General features: G+C 55.6%; 3 protein-coding genes. 1 reads left to right on the top strand and 2 read right to left on the bottom strand.

Annotated features, from left to right (window positions below):
* Positions 1-554: 554 nt before the first annotated feature.
* A complete protein-coding gene (locus FBY02_RS27925) occupies positions 555-2,009 on the bottom strand; it encodes a site-specific integrase (RefSeq protein WP_144931753.1) in 1,455 nt (484 codons plus the stop codon).
* Between the two features lie 375 nt (positions 2,010-2,384).
* Positions 2,385-2,759, bottom strand: coding sequence for a helix-turn-helix domain-containing protein (locus FBY02_RS27920; RefSeq protein WP_144931751.1), 375 nt, complete (start codon positions 2,757-2,759; stop codon positions 2,385-2,387).
* A 102-nt stretch (positions 2,760-2,861) separates the two neighbouring features.
* Here FBY02_RS27920 and FBY02_RS27915 point away from each other — a divergent pair, with 102 nt between their 5' ends.
* Positions 2,862-3,980 (top strand): NADH:flavin oxidoreductase, encoded by a 1,119-nt coding sequence (locus tag FBY02_RS27915; protein ID WP_144931749.1) that lies wholly within the window; start codon positions 2,862-2,864, stop codon positions 3,978-3,980.
* Positions 3,981-4,115 lie beyond the last annotated feature (135 nt).

Genomic DNA, 4,115 nt, shown 5'->3' with positions numbered 1-4,115 from the left:
CCCAGTTTGATGTAGAGCTTGACCGCTCGGATACGGTCTTCGTATGAATACATGAACTACCTCCAGGTAGTCCAAGATTTCCGCCGCATCCCCCAACAGCTAGGCGTTCTGCTTTGAAATGGAATTGGATGCCGCAACGTCAAGCCTTGGTACTGGGCCTGCCATAGAAATGAGTGGGTTCTGGCAACACAATCACACTACTTGAACGGCTACCATTACCCACACAGAGGATGAGCGAGACATTGCAATTGCTGCCGCATAGCTGGCAGCCTGCCTAATCACGCAAGGTGTGATGCGAACGCATACGCTCATCCCAATTCATGTTCACAGGGCGCTCCTTTACCGGATTAATCGTGGGTTTGAAAATCCAGTGTAAGCGTTATTTGAGGAGCGGTAAGACAAAGGACAATTTTGGTAATGCGGGGCAGGAGGAGGGTTGGAGCTAGCTTCGCTGCTACCTTTTGGCAGAATGATTTGCCGAGTAACAAGGAGCAGCAGTGCTGACGCATTCGAGGTCGTTTCGCAGATCGGGGAGCTGTAGTAAAGTTTCTGACTTATGAAGGATGTAGAGAACCAGTGGCGGCGTACGCTGGAAAAGACAGCATCGACTCGGTCGGTGGGTGCTCGTAGGTTGAGGAAAGAACGGCACTGAGTCGATCGCCCAACAGGTTCCAGGCACACTTCTTCTCTTCGGCATAGTCGTGATGCAGGTAGTGGCGCCTCACCCGAGAGCCGGCCAGTACATGATTTTGGCAGCGATCGATGACGTCCAGGCTGACACCCAAAGCCTGCATCATGGTCGCGCCCGTGCGGCGCAGGTCATGCGGCGTCCAGTCGCCGTTTTGGCCGTCGGCAAGGACCAGGGTATCGTCATGGCACCGTCTGGAGAGGGCCTTGCGGTTTTTGAACCGGGCCTGGCGATCGCCGACCTGTTTGCTCACCACTTTCACGTCCACATGCCCATCATCCTGCTTGTTCGGAAAGCACCATTGGGAGTCTCCCGTCAGGGTTTTGAGTTCCTGAAAGAAATGCAGGGCAAAGGGGGAGAGGAAGACATGGTGGTCCTGCTTCTTGCCCCGGGTGCCCTTGACGTTTTCACTGGGGAGGAACCAGGTCTGCTGGTCCAGATCGACATTTTTCCATTCGGCCTGCAGCAACTCGCCAATCCGGCACAAGGTGCCCAGGCTGATCCAGAGCGCGAGTTGAGTTTCTTTCTTTAACGGCCGAATGCCTTCGTACTTTTGTCCGACGGGGAGGGCGTTGTAATCGACGGTCATTTGCTGGAAGCGGTTGTGCAATTCCAACAACTCCGCCGGGGAAAGGATGCGGCTTCTTTCCGCTTCGTAGTCGGCAGGGATCAATGGGGAGATGTCGACCAGTTCAGTCGGATCACCCTCAACCAGTAACGCCCGCCAAGGTTGGCGCTTTCTGGCCCAACTGAACATCTGAGTGAGGTCCGCGAAGAAGCTGATGGCTTGCCGGTGAGCGCCGCGGTTGACCACGGAACGGATCAGCGCCCGAACATCGTGTTCGGAGACGCTGCTCACTGCGGTCTTACCGAGTGCCGGAAAAAGGTCCTTGTTAAAGCGTCGTTGCAACTCGGCATTGCCGTCTTTACGCGCGACGCCATCCAACAGCCAGGCCTTGGCCAGATCCTGGACGGTCAGCGTTTGCACCTTTGTCGTTTTTACTTGTTCGGTCTCTACGTTAGCCGCGGCGTATGCCTGTGCCTTGGCGGTTTTCTTGTGTTCGTTGGGATTGATCTGCTCGTCAATGAGCGCTCTGGCCTGATTACGCGCCTTGCGGATGTCTGTCAGGGATTTGCGCGGCCAGGTTCCGCAGGCGTACTCTTTGTTCTGGTCGCCCCACCGGTAACGATAGAAAAAGCTGACCGACACACCGTCCTTGCGGACTGAGATTCGACCGGCGAGATTGCCATCCTCCCTGAGGATTCGGCCTGCATCATTGGCGGTCAGCGACTCGAGTTCTTTGATGGTAATTTTAGCCATGAAATAGACTCCCCCTACTTTTCCCCCCACAAAAACGTCGGCTCTTGATGGACGTTACTGGACTCTCGTAGAGCAGAACACCGCTGGAGCTCAAGTAAATACTAGCTTAGAAAAATCCAGAGTAAAATTTTGGAAGCTTTCAAGAAGTATGAAAAAGGAGATGGGGTGCTAGGGGTCGAGTGTTCGAATCACTCCGTCCCGACCATTATTCCTGAGTAAAATCAGACACTTGAGCCGATCAGCTAGATCGGCTTTTTTGTGCCCGCGCAAAACTACCCGATGATTTCACTGATATTCAGGTCCGGAATCACTTCTGACCAGACGATATAGGCGTGGTCTTTTTGGGTAGATTTTGGTCATGTACCCGTTTAAAGCTCAGCTCACCTGTGCCGCCTCATCAAACTTCAACCGTGCCGCCTCCACCTCAGGCAATTTATCAAGCGTCCACTTATGCAACTCGCGAAACGGCTGTTGCAGGGTTTGCCCCAGTGGAGTGATCTCATACTGCACTGCAACGGGCGAGAACGAAATGATCTTGCGCGAGACGAGGCCATTGCGTTCCAGCCGCCGCAGGCACTGGGTAAGCGCCTTCTGAGTGACACCTTCCAAGCGGCGCTTGATGGCATTGAAGCGATGCGGCCCGTCATCGAGCACCGCCAGAACCATCATGGACCACTTATCTGCAATTTGGTCGAACAGCGCCCGGCTCGGGCACTCCGACGAGAAACATTGTGGCTTCAATTCCAGCATCGAAGTTTCCTCAAGGATACCTAGGCGACTCTAGGTGCCTAATTGACATTTGGTTTACAAAATATACTTATACGACTTCCAAAAGCAAACCGAGTCCATCCAATGTCAAACCTTGATACCAGCGTTTTATTCCGTCCTTTTTCCATCCGATCGCTTGAACTGAAAAACCGGATTGTCATGGCGCCGATGACCAGGCAGTTTTCGCCGGCAGGGGTTCCCGGCGAGGGGAGCGCGGCGTATTACCAGCGGCGGGCTGAGGGCCGGGTCGGGTTGATCCTGTCGGAGGGGACCGTCATTGATCGGCCCGCTTCGCGTAACGCTTCCAACATTCCTTTTTTCCACGGCGAGGCCGCGCTGGCTGGATGGAAGAACGTGATCGATGCCGTTCACCATGCCGGTGGTCGTATGGGGCCGCAGATCTGGCACACCGGCGCGGTGCGTGACGCCAATGGTTGGGAGCCGGATGCGCCCGTCGAAAGCCCATCGGGTCTCAATTCGCCAAACGAGCCGCGCGGTGTGGCAATGAGCGAAGAGGATATTGCAGACACGGTGGCTGCATTCGCCAGGGCTGCGGCGGATGCCAAACGCCTGGGCTTCGATACGGTCGAGATCCATGGGGCTCATGGTTATTTGATCGATCAGTTCTTCTGGTCGGGCACCAATCAGCGCACCGATCGTTACGGCGGACCGACGATCAAGGAGCGCTCCCGCTTTGCCGCTGAGATCGTGTCGGCCGTTCGTCATGCGGTCGGGCCCGAATTTCCGATCATCATGCGCGTTAGCCAGTGGAAGCAGCAGGACTTTGGCGTACGTCTGGCTGGGACCCCTGCATTGATGGAGGACTGGCTGCTGCCGTTGGTCGAGGCGGGTGTCGATGTTCTGCATTGCTCGCAGCGGCGCTTCTGGGAACCCGAGTTTCCCGAGGTCGACGGTGAGGATGGGCTGAACTGCGCGGGCTGGGCTAAGAAGGTCACTGGCGCCACAACCATCAGCGTCGGTTCGGTTGGGCTGGATAATGATGTGACTAACGCTTTCGCCGGCATGGGATCAACCCCTGCGAGTCTGGATCGGCTCGTCGAGCGCATGGAGCGTGAAGAATTTGATCTGATCGCTGTGGGGCGTGTTCTGCTGAGTGACAAGGATTGGGTCGCCAAAGTGGAGAATGGCGCTTACACCGATCTTAAGGGCTTCAACCCGGCTTCTTTGGCCGAATTGGTTTAAGTCCTAGCGGAACGTGGAGGTAACAAAAAGCCCGGACTTTGCCGTAATGCTGTTCACTTAAGCGGAGCGGCCTTACGATCTACCGGATACCGAGTTTTGGAAATCTTCACTGTCCTCGGCCGCCCTGGCCTTGGA

Source organism: Pseudomonas sp. SJZ078 (assembly GCF_007828255.1).
GTDB lineage: Bacteria > Pseudomonadota > Gammaproteobacteria > Pseudomonadales > Pseudomonadaceae > Aquipseudomonas.
The sequence above is the reverse complement of the archived record's forward strand: the minus strand, read 5'-3'. Positions and strand labels throughout refer to the sequence as shown.

Coding starts and splice junctions, on each gene's coding strand:
- FBY02_RS27925 (WP_144931753.1), bottom strand. CDS start 2,009: ATGGCTAAAATTACCATCAAAGAACTCGAGTCGCTGACCGCCAATGAT.
- FBY02_RS27920 (WP_144931751.1), bottom strand. CDS start 2,759: ATGCTGGAATTGAAGCCACAATGTTTCTCGTCGGAGTGCCCGAGCCGG.
- FBY02_RS27915 (WP_144931749.1), top strand. CDS start 2,862: ATGTCAAACCTTGATACCAGCGTTTTATTCCGTCCTTTTTCCATCCGA.